We start from the raw sequence: 17248 nt of genomic DNA, 5'->3' as shown, positions 1-17248 counted from the left end.
GCTAGTTTTGATTGAGGCCCCGTTGCCCTGAGGTGACGGGGCCACTGCGTGATTGGATACTGTGCTGCTATGAAGAAATGGTCATTCGGGGTGCTGGTCTTTTCGGGCCTTGTTTCTTTGGGGCTCCTTTTGGGTTCGCCCTCGATGTTATACGCCCTTGATTTGAATAACACTGACGAAGGTCCCGCATCTAACGTTGCTATTGCTTCTGTCGAGTCAGGCGTTGATGTTCAGCGCGAATCGACCTTCGCTGTCGAGCAGAACTCTCAGATGGATAATGAGATCCCTTCTGAGGTTTCGAATCAAATTGTTTGGCATCAGGGGTGGATATCACCCGAAGAAGGGGCTGGTTTTTGGCGTTGGGGCTTGTCCGACGGAACGATCGCTGTTTCTTCTTGGAGACATATAAACGGTAGCTGGTACTGGTTCGACGACGAAGGTCGAATGGCTCAGGATGGATTGGTCCAAGTCGGGGGTGCGACTTATGGATTCTCCTCTTCGGGTGCAATGCGTGTCGGCTGGTACCTAGATTCTACGGGCTCCACTTTTGCTTGGCGTTATTTCTCCAGTTCTGGCGCCATGGTAAAAGGCTGGCTTTCAGACGGCAACAACTGGTATTGGCTGGATGATGAAGGCAAGATGGTCCACGACTCGATGCTGCAGATCGGGGGAGCTACGTATGGATTCTCCTCTTCTGGCGCAATGCTTATCGGATGGCATCTTGATGCTTCCGTCTGGCATTATTTTTCCGGCTCTGGCGCCCTGGTAAAGGGCTGGCTCTCGGATGGGGGCCGTTGGTATTGGCTTGATCCTGCGGACGGTTCTATGGCCACCGGGTTGAATGCATGCAATGGAACCCCTTATATCTTTAACGGATCGGGGGCCATGCTCTCCTCCCAGTGGGCGCTTATTGACAACAACTGGTATTACGCTGACTCCAACGGCTTGCTGCATGGAGGCTGGTTACTTCTAGGGAATTCTTGGTATTACCTGGATCCAGGAAGCCATATTATGCTCACGGGCTTTGTGCAAGTGGGTACATCCTCCTATTTCCTTACGAGTTCAGGTGCCATGGCAACAGGCTGGGCACTTGCTGATAATACTTGGTACTACGCCGCATCAAGCGGAGCAATTCAACGAGGGCGATGGATAAAGTCCGGAAGCGCCTGGTATTACCTTGATGAGGTGTCCGGCGCAATGCGTACTGGTGAATATACGGTAGGCGACACGCGCTATTATTCTTATGATTCTGGTGCGATGGCATCTTCGTGCTGGATCAACTTGAGCGACGGTATGTCATGGGCGAATTCGTCTGGAGCACTGAGCGAGCCGTTGCCTACTTCATCTGATGGATCTCCCGTAATCGCCGATCGTGCCGACTTGTCTTCATTGCCAGGTGCAATTCATATTGGAGACGCAGTTTTCTATGCGGACGCAAACGGTGTCGTTAATGTGGCATCTGGTTGGATTATGTCGAATGACGCTTCTGATGAAAACGGTAATACTTGGTACTACGCATCTTCCAATGGTGTCCTTAAGTCTGGTTGGCAATATGTCAACGGTGCGTGGTATTGGATGGACCCTTCCACATTCAAGATGAAAACTGGATGGCTTAATGACGGCGGTACGTGGTACTGGCTCCAGCCTTCGGGTGCCATGTTTGCTAATGGGTGGCTGAAAATCGATGGCGTTGACTACTACTTCAATGCAAGCGGTGCATGGTTGAATACGTCTGGTTCTGTTTTGGGGGTCAATAGGTCCAGCCTGGTCAATTGGCTTATGAGCCACGAAAACGACGGCTATTACCGTGGAACACGCTATGATACGCATCTTAGCCAAGAGTCATGCATGTATCCAAAGGGTGATCCTCGTTGGGACGGGTATACCGGTATGAACTGCGGCGGATTTGTATCGCATGCATATATGAAGGCGGGCGGTAATTTAGCTCCCATTGCCGCTGAGCAGAGCCATTCGCCTTGGAGTGGGGGTCCCGGAAGGGGCGGCTGCGTTAACGCGTATCGTTGGTATGGCTACGCTATCGATACATGCGCGAACGTGACTTATTTCAACTCTATTGATGAGTTGTTGCGTAGTGGTTTGGCTCGTAAGGGGGATATTGTATTTTTCAATCCTTACAATCCATATGCGGACGATAGTCATATCGGTTTTTTCTGGGGCAATTCGCCGAGCGAAAACTTGTTTTGGCATAGTGACGGTTATGGAAACCGTATTTCTGGTTTGATTGCTTTGGGTCCATCGAAAGTAATATTGATTCGTTAGAATTCCGAGTTGTAGGGGACTCTCTGGGCCCCCTGCCTTTTTGACATCTAGTTTGAAAGCTAACTGATGTCGGCATTCTTTGGGCAAAGAGTAGGGACCAGTAGTCCTTGGTTTCACCTTGCTGGGAAGTTCTTGTTTACATTGTGGTATTGCGTGCAGTTATTTGTCGTCCTAGATGGCGCCTTGTCCAGTTGGATGTTCGGAAATCTTTCACAGCCATGCTGTAAGCTAGACGCAAACAAGAACGAATGACGAGGTTTACATGAGCAAACATCTTAAGTTATTTTCGGCATTGTTGGTGCTGATGGTCCTTGCGCCCATTTCTGTGTTTGTTTTTCCCTCGAACGCGGAAGCTGCGCGGTCCCTAGTTGAGAATTCCTGGCGTTATGAGGATGGACAATTGGTCGCAGAGGATGCTTCTTCCGAAGAAGATGGAATAGCCTTATTGTCCATGGACATTCTTCCCGATGGGGCTACGGCGCAGGGCATCGATGTCAGTGAGCATCAAGGACGTATTGACTGGAATGCTGTTAAGGCTTCTGGTATCGATTTCGCTATACTGCGTGTTGGATTTGGCGCTCCATCTTGGGGCGGTCGAGTTGACTATCAATTTAATCGAAATATTTCTGAGTGCGAGCGACTCGGAATTCCTTACGGCGTCTATATCTATTCATATGCTTTTGATAATCAACAGGCAGCCGATGAGGCGTCCATGGTGATTGACTGCCTATCGGGGCGCAATCCTAGGCTACCGGTGTATTACGATCTTGAGGACAAGACAATTATTGCAGATGGCCGTCAATCCGGAATTGCATCTAGAGCTCAGATATTCTGTAATAAGATTTCTAGTGCTGGATATAAGCCAGGCATTTATGCAAACCTAAATTGGTTTAACAATATATTGACCGACCCTGTATTTAAGAGCGGTTCTTGGGATCATTGGATTGCTCAATACAACTCCCAATGTCACTATACCGGCAGTTACAGCTTTTGGCAGTATACAAGCCGCGGAAAAGTTTCTGGTATTAGCGGAAACGTTGATATGAATTACGCGTATGTTGATGTCTCTCTTTATTACTGGCAGTTAAAAGAGGGCACTTGGTATTACGCAACCTCTGACGGCAAAGCGTATACCGGATGGTTGTGCCAGGGTGGCACCTGGTACTGGCTCGAGCCCGACGTGGGCGGTGCCATGGCTACCGGCCTTCACGAGTGCAACGGCTCCCTGTACTGGTTTAATTCGTCCGGCGCGATGTCGACCGGGTGGGTCCTCGACGGCGGGACCTGGTACTACGCGACTGGCTCCGGCGCGCTGGCGCGCGGCCCCGTATCCGTCGGCGGCGTGCCCTACTGCTTCGACGCCCGGACGGGTGCCATGCTGACGGGCTACCAGACGGACGCGCAGGGCGTCCGCCGCTACTTCGGCAGCTGCGGCCCCCTTAACGGCTGGGGCCTCGTCGACGGCTCCTGGTACTGGTTCGCTGACGGTATCGCCTCGACCGGCTGGCTTTACACCGGCGGTTCCTGGTACTGGCTCGACCCCGACGCGGGCGGCGCCATGGTGACGGGCCTCCACGCGTGCAACGGCTCAGCGTACTGGTTCAGCGCCTCCGGCGCGATGGCGACCGGATGGGTCCTCGACGGCGGCACCTGGTACTACGCGACTGGCTCCGGCGCCCTCGCCTCCGGCTGGCTCAGCCTAAACGGTGCGTGGTACTGGCTCGATCCCTCGACGCACGCCATGGCCACCGGGCTCCATGGGTGCAACGGCTCCATGTACTGGTTCAACGGCTCCGGCTCGATGGCGACCGGATGGGTCCTCGACGGCGGCACATGGTACTACGCGACGAGCTCCGGCGCCCTCACCTCCGGCTGGGCCTACGTCGGCGGCGCCTGGTACTGGCTTGACCCCTCGACGCACGCTATGACTACGGGTGTTCAAGAAATCGATGGGGTGAAATACTCTTTTGCTAGTAATGGCGCTTGGCTCGGCTAGCAACTCTTCCTTAATTGCTTTTTTCTAATTACATATTGCTCTTAGCTATCCATTTGTAGACTATGTTTATATAAAAATCGGTAACTACTGGGGGCTGCACATGGCAAGGAAAAAGCAAATAACATTAATCCTAATCATTCTTTCAACTCTACTGCTCGCTGGACCCGGTGTGGTTGATATCGCGAACGCAGAACCCATAAGCTCCTCCATCCCTACTGATTTTGAGCGGCAATCCGTCCCCTCGACTCTTTCTCCTTCCGATTCAATTGATGATGGTCCTGCTCAAGAATCCGTTAAATGGAATCTGGGTTGGAATTCGTTTGACGGCAACTGGTTCTATGTGGATTCAGTCAATCCGGTCTCGTTGCATTCTGGCTGGCTCTATACCAATGGGGCCTGGTATTGGCTCGACCCCTCGACGCATGCCATGGCCATTGGGCTCCATGAGTGCAATGGCTCCGCGTACTGGTTTGACGCCTCCGGCGCGATGGCGACCGGGTGGGTCCTCGACGGCGGTACCTGGTACTACACGACGGGCTCCGGCGCCCTCGCCTCCGGTTGGGCCTACGTCGGCAGCGCCTGGTACTGGCTTGATCCCTCCACCCATGCCATGGCTACCGGCCTTCACGAGTGCAACGGCTCCCTGTACTGGTTTAATTCGTCCGGCGCGATGTCGACCGGGTGGGTCCTCGACGGCGGGACCTGGTACTACGCGACTGGCTCCGGCGCGCTGGCGCGCGGCCCCGTATCCGTCGGCGGCGTGCCCTACTGCTTCGACGCCCGGACGGGTGCCATGCTGACGGGCTACCAGACGGACGCGCAGGGCGTCCGCCGCTACTTCGGCAGCTGCGGCCCCCTTAACGGCTGGGGCCTCGTCGACGGCTCCTGGTACTGGTTCGCTGACGGTATCGCCTCGACCGGCTGGCTTTACACCGGCGGTTCCTGGTACTGGCTCGACCCCGACGCGGGCGGCGCCATGGTGACGGGCCTCCACGCGTGCAACGGCTCAGCGTACTGGTTCAGCGCCTCCGGCGCGATGGCGACCGGATGGGTCCTCGACGGCGGGACCTGGTACTACGCGACTGGCTCCGGCGCCCTCGCCTCCGGCTGGCTCAACCTAAACGGTGCGTGGTACTGGCTCGATCCCTCGACGCACGCCATGGCCACGGGCGTTCAAACTATCGGATCATGTGAATACATATTTAATAGTACCGGCAAGATGATGGCTAATTGCTGGTCAAACGGTGATGGGTCTTGGATGTATCATTCGTCATCCAGCGGCGCAATTGACCTTAAAGGCATCATGACCGATTCGGGAATCCAGCTGATTGACGACGACGGTAATGCCAGAACTGGTTGGATTGAGAGTCAGGGTGCTCGATATTATTGTTCTGCTAGTGGAGTAATTCTGACTGGGTGGCAGCAAATTGCTGGGTCTTGGTATTACTTTAACCCGGATGGTCGAATGGCGACCGGCTGGCTTAACGATGGCAGCAACTGGTACTGGCTGGATTCCGCTTCTGGCGCGATGAAAACGGGATGGCTTTCCCTTGGGGGCACATGGTATTACCTTGATGTCGCACGTGGGGGAGTAATGTTGAGTAACGGTTGGTATTGGATCGGCTCTACTGACTACAAGTTCAGTTCATCCGGCGCAATGGTTGGCGCTTGGGTCGATGTCCCGTGCTATTCGCAGTACCCGGAACTTCCTACTGGCTGTGAGTCGGTTGCCCTTACAAACTTGCTTAACTACTATGGTTTCGGTTTAGGTAAGACGATTATTGCGGATTACTATTTGCCCAAGGGAAGCAATGGCAATTTTGTTACCGCTTTTGATGGCAATCCAAGGCGTAGCAGCGGGGGTCTCATGGGATGCGTCGCACCTGCGATTACTATTGCTGGTAATAACTTTCTGCGTGCTGCTGGAAGTGGCAAGCAGGCAAAAGACGTTTCTTTCTCGTCAATTTCTTCCATTAAGAACAGGCTGACCTGTGGTCAACCTGTTGAGATGTGGAATACCGAATGGGGAAGTTGGCCAGGAGGCCGTTATGCTGCGCGTTGGTATAACGGGCATTCCTATGGTCTGTGGGGCGGTAATCATGCCGTAGTCCTTAAAGGCTATGATGACGAGCAGGGAATTGTCTATCTTTCGGATTCGATTAACGGCAATGTTACGCGAAATGCCCAAGTGTTCTTCGGCACGTGGCAACAGATGGATAGCCAGGCCGTGGTAATTGAATAGCCATGATGCTAAAAGGGGAGAGCTCGACGAGCTCTCCCCTTTTGCTACTTTGTTAATCTAGCTACGCCGTCTTCTTACGTCCAAATAGTTCGTCCCAGTTACTGGCTGCCAAAACTGTTCCGCATACAATTACAACGCAGCAGATTACGGATGCCATGTCGGGAATTGTTCCAAGCAAGATCAGGCCAAAGACCACTGACCATGCCGAATAGGAGATATTCAGAGCCATCGCACGCGCTGCTCCGATTGCCGCAATGCCCTTGTAATAGAACAGATAGGATGCAGTTCCTGCGAGTCCGGCGAGTGCAATAATCAATGTGGGCATGCTTGGGATAGCGCCCAACGTGAAATGCCATGCTCCGAAGAGGGGGAGTACGAGCACTCCATAAACAAGTGCACTTGTAGTTTCGCGGATTTGCAAAGCCGTTTCGTCATCAACGGCATCATCTTTCATTCCCCATGCGCACAGCACCGCTTCGGATCCCCATCCAATAACGGCAAGCACCGCCCCGAGTAAGCCGAGGGGGGCATTTGCAATCTCACTCGACCCGGCCGATAGATAGCCCATCGTCATTACGCCGCAAAGAGCAACGAGAAGGGAAAGAATCTGGCCTTTGCCCATTTTCTCCTTCAGCAGTACGAAGGAAAGGAATGCTCCGACTGCGGGATAGAAGGCGGAGATGATTGCCGTGTAGGCAGCTCCGATGTTATTAATTGCCAATACGTAGCCGGTCATTCCGATAGGTCCACCGAGTAGGGCGCCGGCGATGACGACCTTGCCCGAACGAGTTTTAAGTGCAGCGAGCGTGTCTTTTAGTCTGCCTCGGACTCCCATGTAGCCAAAGAGCCAAATTGCACAGAAGGCATCATGGAGAAAGGATCCCGCAATGGAGGCGCATGCAAGCGCTTCCGCCGATCCAATATAGGGCGCAAGCGCCAAGCCGATTCCAAGAATTACTGTATCAAGGCCCCAAAGAAGACCGCTAAAAAAGCCGAATTGCATCGTTACTCACCTTTCCGATAGATCTCCAGTGCCTTTTTGAGGTATTTGGCACCGTAATTGAAGTAGATATAGAGCCATTCGCCCACGAAGTCGCCTTCGGCTTCTTTCAGAAGAGACCAGAGGTACCAGCACCATCCTGCAAGGGCAATGTGCGCATAGTTATGCGCAATTTCGTTGTTTGTTGCCTTGCGCCCAAAATATGCATCAAGCGCGCGGTCGACTTCATCTTCGGAAAGCTCGCAGCAGACACTGCATGTTCCAAAATCGTTTGCGTAATCGCTCATGCCAGCATATTCCCAGTCAATGAGATAGTACTTGTCGTTCTCATCGATAAGGAAATTGAGGTAAAAGAAGTCATTGTGGCAAAGGCATTTTGGTGCATTATCGGCCTGTACAAAGTGCTCCAATTCATCGATTTCGGCGGACATTTCCCTGTAGCCTGGAATGTCGATGGGACCTTTTTCCAGAAGAAGTGATTCGTAGCGCTTCGCTTCGAGGTAGAAGTCAAATTCGGTTTCAACATTTGCACCACTCTCGTGAAGCGAACGACACATCTGCATCATTCGATTCATTTGGGCAGGATCATGCGGGTCAGGCTGCTTTGCGTTGGGTACAAACTTCGAAATTTTCCAACCACGCTTTGGGTCCTCATGAATGAACGTGTCGTCAAGGCCGAGCTCCTTGGCCTTTTTAAGTGCGGCTACTTCTCCATTTCTGTTAATAAGCAGTTCGGTCCCGACTCCCGGATGGCGGTAAACGTACTCTCCGTCATTGGTTCTAAAGTGGCACGATAGATTCGTAAGACCTTGTTTAAGGGGATAAACGTCGTGAATCTCTGATTTGGAGCAGCCGAGCACTTGCTCGATGTTATCGAAAATATCGGAGTCAACGTTTTCGATAAAATGCGGATCAAAGGCACGCAGCTCATCAAGAGAATCGAATTCGTTGATCTCGCCCTCAGGATACTTCTTGATAACCATATCGAGCTCCTTGATGTGCTCGATATATAGATCTTCCCAAAGCTTGTCCGTTGTTTCGGGCTTGTTATATTCCGTTTCGAGAATCTGCTTAAATGCAAGCGAGAAGGCTTTATCAAAGTAGACATGTCCGAGCATATACCAAGCATCGGAACCGCCAATCGTAACATTGGTAATTCTGTCCATTGCTCCGGTTTGAATGCACCATTCTTTGGTGGCGCCTTCAGCATATTGAGCAGAATAAAATGCTTTCCAAACGTATGCTTCGAACGGATTGTTTAGAAGGTAATCATCGCTTGAGCAAATATAGGTGTTGCCAAGCCGCTCTTTTACGCACATAAGCGATGCGTGGTTATTTTTGGATGCATATTCGTTGTTGACGACAATCGAGACGCCGAACTTGCTTTCGAGATAGAAGAAATATTCTTTTTTATAGCCGACAACGACGGTGATATTGCTGATACCTGCGTCTTGCAGCTGCCTAATCTGTCGCTCAATGAGGATCTCACCACGTACTTTTAAAAGGCCTTTGGGCTTTTCATACGAAATGGGAGCAAAGCGGCTCGAAAGCCCCGCAGCCAATATCACTGCGTTTTCAACCTTATAGGGATGAAGCGCTTCGTAACCGCCGTCGGTTAGGCTGTCCGATTCGAGAAGCCCCTCATTCGTGAGCTCTTTATTCGCTGCGTTTACTGATCCAAGTGAAAGGCCGGTGCGCTCGGCAACTTCTCGCTGGCTGGCATATGGGTTCTTTAGGTATTCGTACAGAACTGTAAAGTTACGCTTGGTCAGTTCCACTGCAGGCCTCCAATTAAGATGTTCATTGCTTAGGAAAAGAATAGAATGATTGAACGATATGTTCAATCAATTGTATTTAGCTACATAGACTGAACAGAAAGTAGCGAAAATCAATCTCGAAAGGTGGATTAAAATAACTAAATAGGATATCTGGGAGGGTCGCTTATGTATCGATTCGAAAAGAAGGCCACGCTTGTTTGTGCTGCTGCGTCATTAATCACTGCTTGCTGCTTGCCCCTGAGTGCGAATGTCGCGTTTGCACAGGATTCCGTTGAGGCTCAGAGTATTGAGTCAAAAGCGGATTTTTCTTCTGTGGTTTCCGATGATTTGCAACCTGATAATTCTTCCGTCATAAAAGATGGCTGGCAACGAGACGAGTCGTCCGGAGTTTGGTATTACGGAAAAAACGGTAAACACCAAACTGGCTGGCTGCAAAGCGGGGGCTATTGGTATTGGCTTGATCCGGCCAATGATGGTGCAATGCAGACAGGTTATTTCAATGTGACCGATGCTGGCGGATCGACTGCTTCGTTTTATGCGAATGACGGCAATGCCGCAACGCCTTTTGGCGCGCTATATCAGAACTGCTGGCTACGTAACTCAGATGGAAATTGGTTTTATGCCAATGCTGGAGGCGATTTAGCTGCTGATTGGTTTTATCAAGACGGCACATGGTATTACCTGAATCCTGCCACCCATATAATGCAGGTTGGTTTTGTCGACCTCGGGAGCGGGAAATACTATTTAGATGCCACTGGTGCTATGAAAACCGGCTGGATTCTCGTTGACGGGAATTGGTACTGGGCATATCCATCGGGCGCACTTGCTTCGTCATGGCAGACGATAGGTGGGACTCGCTATTATTTTGACTCTCAGACGCTGGCTATGTTCAAAGGTCGTCACGAGATCGATGGAAGTACCTACATTTTTGGCGACTATGGCCTCGTAAATGGATGGTTCAAAGATGGAGTAGATTGGTATTACTGCTCTAATGGTATTGCGGTCACTGGCTGGCAACTCGTTAACGGAACCTGGTATTATCTCGATCCGGCTTCCGACGGCAAAATGTCTGTTGGGTATTTAGACCTTGGCAATGCAGCATATTATTTGAATTCGAATGGGACTATGGCTATTGGTTGGGCTCAGTCCGAGGACGGCTGGTATTTTGCCTCTGAATCTGGCGCGCTTATTTCTGGCTGGTATAAAGAGGGCGTGAGTTGGTATTACCTGGACCCTGCTAGCCATCTCATGAAAACGGGCTTATTTGAGGTGGGCGGCAACGATTGTTTCGCAAACCTGAGCGGTAGACTTGTGGTGTCAAGCTGGATTACCGTTAAAGACGGCGTAGAAAGATATGCCGATGGCAATGGATATCTTTGCAAAGATGTGATCCGCGAAAACGGTACTATCCTAAAAACAGCTGGAGCTGATGGCTGGCAGGTTGCGTCCGGTTGGGTTAATGTTGCAAATCAAAGGTTTTATGCTGAGCCCGGAACGGGCGTCATTCATCGTGGATGGCTGCAGATTGATGGCGATTGGTATTGGCTTGATGCCGATTCTGGTGCGATGAAAACTGGATGGGTTTTTACTGACGGTGCATGGTATTACCTAAACGCCGACGGAAAAATGGCAACTGGTTGGAAATGCCTCAATGGAACATGGTATTACCTTGACTCCAACGGCAGCATGCATGTTGGCTGGCTTAAAGATTCGGGTAAGTGGTATTGGCTAGACGGCAGCGGTGCTATGGCAACAGGCGCAAGAACCATCGATGGCGTGCGTCGAATTTTCTGGAGCGATGGCCAGTGCGACAAGGTTGGCTGGCAAAATCCTCCGCAGTATCCCCAGGTCAGCTCTTGGACTGTTCAGTTGCCTAGCTACTGCACTGGCTACTTTACCTATGTGACTCCTTCTCGCATTTCTGTCGAAGCGACGCGGGAAGATTGCGTGAATGCCTTTATTCAGCGTGCTTACGAATATATCGGTACGCAATATATTGAGCCTTGGTCTACCGCTCCCGGCGGGGCTGTTGATTGCTCTGGTTTTGTCTTGCAATGTCTTTATGCTACTGGCATGGATATGGGTGTTTACAACCCTTATAACCATCGCTGGGATCCAAGCCAAACCTACAATTCGATGAATTGGTATCGAAGCAACATCTTTATGCCCGTGAGCACCAGCTCGATTCAGCGTGGCGATGTGATTTATTATCGCGGGCATATCGCAATCGCACTTGGCGGCGGTATGATGATTGACTCCTGGCCTCATCAGGGTGTCGGTATTCATCCCGTCAGCGCTAGGGGAAATGTGATCGGCGCAGCCCGTCCGTTTATCTAATTGATTCCTTGTAAGACAGTCGGTACCGGTTGGGGGCCTGAAATGAATGCTCGGATTGATCATCGAATTTGCTGGCGAGCAATCGGCTTGGTGTTACTATCCGCCTCGCTCTCGGTTTTCGCCCCCGCGTTTTCTTGCACTGCTTATGCCGTGGAAGAGGGGGCGGATAACGATATCGTAGAGCGCGACTCGACGGAAGGGTCGGGTGCTTTTGTCGGCGGCGGTCTCGCTCAAGATTCCAACGATTATGCTGGCAAAACAGCGGAAGATTCGAATCCACAGGTTGTCGAAAGCCAAGACTCGTCGACGACGGAAAAACTATCTGGATGGCAATGGGACGGTTTGTCCTGGTATTACTATCTTGACGACTGCCGTTTGACCGGAATGCAGAATGTTGACGGCTCGTTGTTTTATTTGGACCCCGCTCGTGACGGCGCGATGAGTTGCGGCTGGATTTTTACTGACAATAAGTGGTATTACGCGAGTCCATCAGGCGCTTTGGCAAATGGTTGGCAGCTTATCGGAGGCCAATGGTACTGGTTTGACTCCCGTGACGGCTGTTCCATGGTTACTGGGCGACGTGTTATCGATGGGCATCCTTATCTTCTTGGAACCTATGGACTGATTAATGGATGGTGTCTTGATAACGGTTTATGGTATTGGGGTAGCAATGGTGAAGTCTTAACCGGTTGGCTTCAAACTGGCAATAACTGGTATTGGCTTGATCCCGCCAATGATGGTGCTATGTCTAGGGGAATCGTTTCCGTTGGCTCATCACGTTATTATTTATCGGATTCCGGTGCAATGGCTGTTGGTTGGGCGTTTGATGGTACGGACTGGTATTACGCAGACGGTTCCGGCGCACTTGCGTCGGGCTGGCGTTCGGTGAACGGCGCTTGGTATTGGCTCGATATCGCAAATGACAATAGAATGGTTACCGGCTTTTTTTCCATCGGATCGAATCGGTATCATTTTTCTTCAACGGGAGCGCTGTCACTCGGCTGGTTTATGAGCGATGGAGACTGGTATTACGCTGAGCCATCTAATGCATCGGGTATTGTAAAGACGGGTTGGCTGAAGGACGGTAGCCAATACTATTATCTTGATCCTGCCGTCGACGGCAAAATGCTGCTCGGGCATTTTTCTGTAAATGGGAAAAGCTATTATGCAAAAGGCTCAGGCGCTGTTGCTTGTCGTGAATGGGTAGATGTCCAGGACTCGGTTCAGGATGGTCCGTCTAAGGCTTTTGCTGGTTCTGACTGCTCGTTGTGCGGAACATTGCGCAATGGGAAGTTATTTACTTCAAACGGCGATGGCGAATTGGTCGAAGCGCGCGGTTTCGTGACGCTTGGTGGCTGCATTTTCTATGCTGATCCGACTAATGGCTCCTTGAGCGTCGGCTGGCAGAACGTTAACGGAAAATGGTACTTCTTTGATGAGACCGCTGGCTATGCACGATCTGGCTGGCTGAGCAAGGATGGCTCCTGGTTCTATTTAGATCCATCTACTTACGTTATGAAAACCGGTTGGGTTGCCGTTAACGGATATTGGTATTACTTGAATTCGTCTGGTTATATGCAGACGGGATGGCTCAATTTGGGCGGCACCTGGTATTGGCTTGATGCTAGTGGGGCTATGGCTACTGGCTGGCGCGTTGTGGACGGATCCTGGAATTACTTCATGGCTAACGGCGCGTGGGTGTCAGACTATATGGACGCTAAAGCTCAAAGTTATTCAAGCAATACAAATTGGCTGATACTTGTCGATACGTCGCGTTGTATCACGAGCATCTACACTGGGTCATGGAATAATTGGTCCTTAAACCGTCGATATGTATGTTCGACGGGAAAAGCCAGTACGCCAACTGTGATAGGGGAGTACCAAGTCTACGGAAAGGGATACTCCTTTGGGCATGGATATACTTGCTATTACTACACACAGTTCTACGGTGATTATCTATTCCATTCTTCGCCCTACTACGTCAACAGTAACCGGGTGATGGATCCCACGATGGGCGTTCCATCCTCTGCAGGATGTGTGCGCCTTGAGATCCAGAACGCAAAATGGATTTACGATAACATACCTTATGGAACAAAGGTTGTTACCTATTGATATTGGACAAGTGTCTTTAAAGGTGGGAGAAAGACACTGATTCTTAAGGGACTCTTTTCCAATTGAGGTGCTTTGATTTGGCAAGCGGTTTCATGAGAAGGCAGTCATAAACTGTATGCACTTCCGGTGCGCAGGATTTTAATTCTCTACGAGCTTCCTTTTCAGATTATTTTGAAAAGCCAACCATCTCGCTCCCTCTAGGGGGGCGAGATGTCGGTGTTGGTGTTAAAAAATACGGGAGCACCATTCAATTTGCCGCCATGTATTATCTAAAGGCCGAGCCTTCTCCTGTCTTTTTTGAGCGTAATAAACAACACCTTAAATCTCTAATGATTGCTTTGCTAATCTTGAAAACATGACTTTGGGAGGATTTTTGGAAATAGAAAAGGGAAATGGTACAGGCGTATGCGTACTTCTTTCAGCATATAAACCTGATCTTAAGTTTTTCGCCGCTCAACTTGATTCGATTGATGAACAAACGTTTCCGGTTACGCTTTTGGTCAGAAATGACTGCCCCGAATCGGCCTCTTTAGAGGGGTTTATCCAAGAGCATATAAAGAAAAACGCCTATCGTTATTATCATGGCGATAAAAATCTCGGTTATGTCAAATCGTTCGAGGCACTACTCTCTTTGGCAGAAGGGGATTACGTAGTATTTTGCGATCAAGATGATATTTGGGAGCCTAACAGAGTTCAAGTTTCGCTCAACCATATGCTAGAAGAAGGCTCAATTCTTGATGTTTGCGATAGATCGGTAATCGACGAAAACGGAAACATGCTGGTAGAGAGCTACAGAAAAGCTCATCCAAATTCGCCTGAAGTAAATTGGTGCTCCGGAGAGGATATTACTATTCAGGCTGCAAGTGTATGCTACGGCATTGGTATGGCTCTCATGCTAGATGCGAGTGCTGCTAAGTCGATGATTCCCTTTCCGGAATCCACTGCACATGATTTGTGGTTGACATTGGGCTGCAGCGAACTGGGGAAGTGCAGTTTTACAACGACTCCCTTGGTTAAGTATCGTCGACATGGCGGGAATGAAACTGGATTCCTTGCGGGTGTTGCTTCAAAAGATGATTGGTATTTAACAAGAGTTAAAAACAGGGTTGATACAGCTAAGCAATTTGCCGAAAGATTTCCTGATTCACCGCACCTAAAGGAAATAATGGGGTTCGCCGATGCAAGAGAGCGACGCTCCATAATTGGCTTGCTTAAATATCGACGAGCTTGCCCGTCCATTGCTAAAGCTGAAATCGTTATGCGACTTGTACCGAATTGGCTGTTTCTTTTGATTTTAAACATGATTAAAGAAGCAAAATAGCTTCGTATCCGAATCGCGACTTGTTCAGAAGGGCGCTTATATTTGTGGAAGCCACAGAGAAGACTCTTTCGATTAAACACAATATGTTCTGGAATACCGTTGGCTCGTTGACGAATTTAGGCTGTCAATGGCTAATCACTATATTGGTCGTTCGACTGTCTGATGGATATAGTGCTGCTGGAATTTATTCCCTTGCTATGTCTATTTTCAACATGTTTTCTCAATTGGCCCAATACAGGATGTACACGGTACAAATTGCAGATGTTGAAAGGAAAAACTCTGCTGGTCAATACCTGACTTTTCGTTTCTTTACTACGTTTATGGCGTTTGCAATGTTGGCCGTCTATTCCATTGCGACGTGTCGTATTGATACGGTGCCTGCTGTTCTTTTGTATGCTCTCTATAAAACCGCCGGCTTAGTTATTGATGTCATGCATGCCAATGATCAGGTTGGCCATAGGATGGACTATATTGGGAAATCCCTCATAATGCAGGGCATTGGTTCTCTCCTTTCGTTCATTGTTGTCTTTGGGCTGTTAAATAGCCTCGAAGGTGCATTGTTGCTAATGACGGTAGTGACTATAGGTATCGGTGTTATTTACGATTATCCGAGATCAAATCGAATCTCTGCAATCAAACTTGGAATTACCCAAGCGAAGGTCAGAGCTTTCCTATGTGGCTGTTTGCCCATCGTTCTGGGCGGCATTGCTGCTTCTGCGGCGCCGAATATTCCAAGGCAGTATTTATCTTATACATTCGGAGATTCTGCTCTAGGCATTTATGCATCAGTTGCTGCTCCCGTGGCAATTATCCAAATGGGTGCGACGTATATCTATAATCCTTTATTAGGTTATTTAGTAGAGCGTTACTATTCTAGGGAAAAGTCCTTTTTTACGCTTATAGGTAAAATACTTGCCGGTATTTTATTTGTCGGCGTCATATCAGCAGTTGCGCTTTTCTTTTTCGGCAAATTATTGCTGTCTTTGTTTTATGGCGCTGGAATAGCCAAACATTCTGATCTCCTTCAGCCTATGTTGGCTTGTGCCTTTTTGACTGGCATTGCTTGGTTTGTCAACGATTTGCTGGTTTCTCTTGATAACTACCGAGGGGTATTTGTTGGCAGCATATTGTCCTTAATCAGTGCTGTTGCTGTCATGGCTCCCGCGCAAGTGTTGTTTGGCTTAAATGGCCCTACTGTAACGGCGCTTATATCCAATGCTATTTGCCTTATTTATCAGTCTTTTGTTTTGGGGAAACAGACGCAAGAATGGTTTGGGGAAAAGAGATAGGCCGATGATGTCTAAAGCTCACGCGCTATTAAAGCTTCAAAACACTGAATTGGATATCCTTCAGGTTGTCGCTGCATTCTGCTCTAAGCACGGCATCAGGTGGTGGCTTGATGGCGGAACATGTTTAGGAGCAATGCGTCATAGGGGGTTTATCCCTTGGGATGATGATATAGATATCGGAATGATGCGTTCAGACTATGACCGCTTTTGCTCTTTAGCCGAGGATGGTTTACCGGAAGGATATTCGCTCCATACATCGCGGAATACTATTGGCTATGCTGCGATGTTTGCTAAGGTGTATCGCGATGAAACTCGCTTCGAGAATCAGGAGGCTCGAGAGGCTTCCAGTTCGATGGGTATTTTTGTCGACATCTTTCCATATGACCAGCTCTATACAGATAAACGCCTTCGTGCAAAACAAGTCCGAACTGCATCAATTGCACAGAAAAGAGCTTATTTATATCACTCTTCTTCCATTGTTGTCCCTCATAAAGGGTTCCTTGGACAACTCGAGCAAATTGGTTGTTCTGCTATACACGTAGTGGAACGACTGGTTTCTCGAGGCGCATGCTCTTACCAGGATTTGTTCGACTCCTGTATTGCCGACTCAAATACGGGTGAGGTCTCTGATTATTGTCTGACGTTAAGCTGGCCGAATATGGCGCCAGTGCCTATTTCAGAGATTTTCCCTCTGAGCAGTGCGGTTTTCGAAGGCAGTGAATTCCCCGTTCCTCGTATGACGGATAAATATCTTACAACGATGTATGGCGAATGGAAGAAAATTCCGGAGCCGGAAAATCGACATACCCATCTTCCTCTTCTGCTTGACTTTGGGGATGGTGAAGTCTGGACTGCGCAGAATTAAGGATATGAAATCTTTACCAGATGAGGTT

Annotated in this window: 10 protein-coding genes and 1 pseudogene; 9 read left to right on the top strand and 2 right to left on the bottom strand. The window is 49.6% G+C overall.

The annotated features are described in order from the left end of the window. Positions 1–69: 69 nt before the first annotated feature. The 4 genes and pseudogenes from GT571_RS03855 (at position 70) to GT571_RS03845 (ending at position 6518) form a co-directional block, all read left to right on the top strand. Positions 70–2280, top strand: a complete 2211-nt coding sequence (locus GT571_RS03855) for an N-acetylmuramoyl-L-alanine amidase family protein (RefSeq protein ID WP_161155577.1) — start codon at positions 70–72, stop codon at positions 2278–2280. A 262-nt stretch (positions 2281–2542) separates the two neighbouring features. Next, positions 2543–3295: pseudogene (locus GT571_RS10255) on the top strand (glycoside hydrolase family 25 protein); the annotation flags it as partial. Between the two features lie 27 nt (positions 3296–3322). Then, positions 3323–4276 (top strand): PspC-like choline-binding domain-containing protein, encoded by a 954-nt coding sequence (locus GT571_RS10065; RefSeq protein WP_240136134.1) that lies wholly within the window; start codon positions 3323–3325, stop codon positions 4274–4276. Positions 4277–4376: 100 nt separating this feature from the next. Beyond that, entirely contained in the window at positions 4377–6518 is a 2142-nt protein-coding gene (locus GT571_RS03845) for a C39 family peptidase (protein ID WP_161155573.1), read from the top strand. Between the two features lie 61 nt (positions 6519–6579). On the opposite strand, the gene GT571_RS03840 is transcribed toward GT571_RS03845, so the two are convergent. Continuing rightward, complete coding sequence (locus GT571_RS03840; RefSeq protein ID WP_117798349.1) at positions 6580–7521, bottom strand: DMT family transporter; 942 nt, start codon at positions 7519–7521, stop codon at positions 6580–6582. Positions 7522–7523: 2 nt separating this feature from the next. Then, positions 7524–9296, bottom strand: coding sequence for a phosphotransferase (locus tag GT571_RS03835; protein WP_199412404.1), 1773 nt, complete (start codon positions 9294–9296; stop codon positions 7524–7526). Positions 9297–9461: 165 nt separating this feature from the next. Between GT571_RS03835 and GT571_RS10160 the strand changes: the two genes are divergently transcribed. The 5 genes from GT571_RS10160 (at position 9462) to GT571_RS03810 (ending at position 17220) form a co-directional block, all read left to right on the top strand. Next, the gene (locus GT571_RS10160; protein ID WP_161155571.1) at positions 9462–11633 is read left to right on the top strand and encodes an NlpC/P60 family protein; all 2172 of its coding nucleotides are present in this window, start codon (positions 9462–9464) and stop codon (positions 11631–11633) included. A gap of 42 nt (positions 11634–11675) precedes the next feature. Then, positions 11676–13745 carry a L,D-transpeptidase family protein gene (locus GT571_RS03825; protein WP_161155570.1) on the top strand — a complete coding sequence of 690 codons (2070 nt, stop codon included), beginning with the start codon at positions 11676–11678 and terminating at the stop codon, positions 13743–13745. Positions 13746–14118: 373 nt separating this feature from the next. After that, positions 14119–15066, top strand: a complete 948-nt coding sequence (locus GT571_RS03820) for a glycosyltransferase (RefSeq protein ID WP_158564977.1) — start codon at positions 14119–14121, stop codon at positions 15064–15066. Positions 15067–15110: 44 nt separating this feature from the next. Further along, the gene (locus tag GT571_RS03815; protein ID WP_161155568.1) at positions 15111–16355 is read left to right on the top strand and encodes a lipopolysaccharide biosynthesis protein; all 1245 of its coding nucleotides are present in this window, start codon (positions 15111–15113) and stop codon (positions 16353–16355) included. Positions 16356–16359: 4 nt separating this feature from the next. Then, positions 16360–17220, top strand: coding sequence for a LicD family protein (locus GT571_RS03810; RefSeq protein ID WP_158564979.1), 861 nt, complete (start codon positions 16360–16362; stop codon positions 17218–17220). The last annotated feature ends 28 nt before the right edge of the window (positions 17221–17248 follow it).

Origin of the sequence: Collinsella aerofaciens (assembly GCF_009876115.1) — a bacterium.
GTDB lineage: Bacteria > Actinomycetota > Coriobacteriia > Coriobacteriales > Coriobacteriaceae > Collinsella > Collinsella aerofaciens_N.
The sequence above is the reverse complement of the archived record's forward strand: the minus strand, read 5'-3'. Positions and strand labels throughout refer to the sequence as shown.

Coding starts and splice junctions, on each gene's coding strand:
- GT571_RS03855 (WP_161155577.1), top strand. CDS start 70: ATGAAGAAATGGTCATTCGGGGTGCTGGTCTTTTCGGGCCTTGTTTCT.
- GT571_RS10065 (WP_240136134.1), top strand. CDS start 3,323: ATGAATTACGCGTATGTTGATGTCTCTCTTTATTACTGGCAGTTAAAA.
- GT571_RS03845 (WP_161155573.1), top strand. CDS start 4,377: ATGGCAAGGAAAAAGCAAATAACATTAATCCTAATCATTCTTTCAACT.
- GT571_RS03840 (WP_117798349.1), bottom strand. CDS start 7,521: ATGCAATTCGGCTTTTTTAGCGGTCTTCTTTGGGGCCTTGATACAGTA.
- GT571_RS10160 (WP_161155571.1), top strand. CDS start 9,462: ATGTATCGATTCGAAAAGAAGGCCACGCTTGTTTGTGCTGCTGCGTCA.
- GT571_RS03825 (WP_161155570.1), top strand. CDS start 11,676: ATGAATGCTCGGATTGATCATCGAATTTGCTGGCGAGCAATCGGCTTG.
- GT571_RS03810 (WP_158564979.1), top strand. CDS start 16,360: ATGATGTCTAAAGCTCACGCGCTATTAAAGCTTCAAAACACTGAATTG.